The sequence below is a fragment of the Bradyrhizobium sp. Leo114 genome (genome assembly GCF_055229415.2).
In genome coordinates this window covers 1-786 of record NZ_JBUYEN020000187.1, presented here as the reverse complement: position 1 = coordinate 786, position 786 = coordinate 1, and the positions used below count along the sequence as shown (strand labels likewise).

At 62.2% G+C, this 786-nt stretch carries 1 protein-coding gene; it reads right to left on the bottom strand.

Features of this window, described 5'->3' with window-relative positions:
• Positions 1-786 (bottom strand): IS630 family transposase (locus ACZIRK_RS45320; RefSeq protein WP_474419855.1); only part of this gene is annotated, 786 nt, incomplete at both ends.

Genomic DNA, 786 nt, shown 5'->3' with positions numbered 1-786 from the left:
GGATTCAAATCCGGGGCATATCCCGGAAGAAAGTGCAGCGTCAGCTTTCCCTGCGTGCTCGCCACGTAGTCCTTGACCACCGCCTTCTTGTGCGCGGGTAGCCCGTCCACAATCAGATGCAGCGCTTTCTTGCGGCGATACATCAGCTTCTTGAGCAGGTCCACGAACAGCTCGCCAGACAGTGCGCCCTTGTACGTCGCGAACCAGAACGCGCCCTTGGCGCTCACCGCCGACGCCGCGCCGATGCTTTGCCGTTGCCCCGGCGTTTGCACCACCGGCGTTTCTCCCTTCACGCCCCACGTCGTGCCTTGCACCGCATCCGCCCGGAAGCCGGATTCATCCCAGAAACAGACATCCGCTTTCTCCCGCTTGGCACGCCGCGCAATGGCCGGATAGGTTTCCCGCTGCCAACGCTCGATCGCCTCCGGGTCACGCTGATAGGCGCGTTGCAATGGCTTCTGCGCGCTCAATCCCAAGCGCGCCAACATCCCCCCGATCGACGCCAGACTCAGCCTCACGCCGAATTCCCGCTCCACCAGTTCGCGCACGATTTGCCGCGTCCACAAGCCAAAATCGAAACCGTATTGCAGCGGGTTCTTGCCGTTGATCCAGCGAAACACTTGCCGCTCTTGCGCCGGCGTCAACTTCTTCGGACGTCCCGTTCCTTTGCGCGACGCCAGCGCCCGCAGGCCCTTCCCACGACCTTTCACCGTTCTCATCCAGCGGTAAATCACGCTGCGGTGAAATCCATAGCTCTCGACGACGGCGCTCGGCTTTTCACCTTCG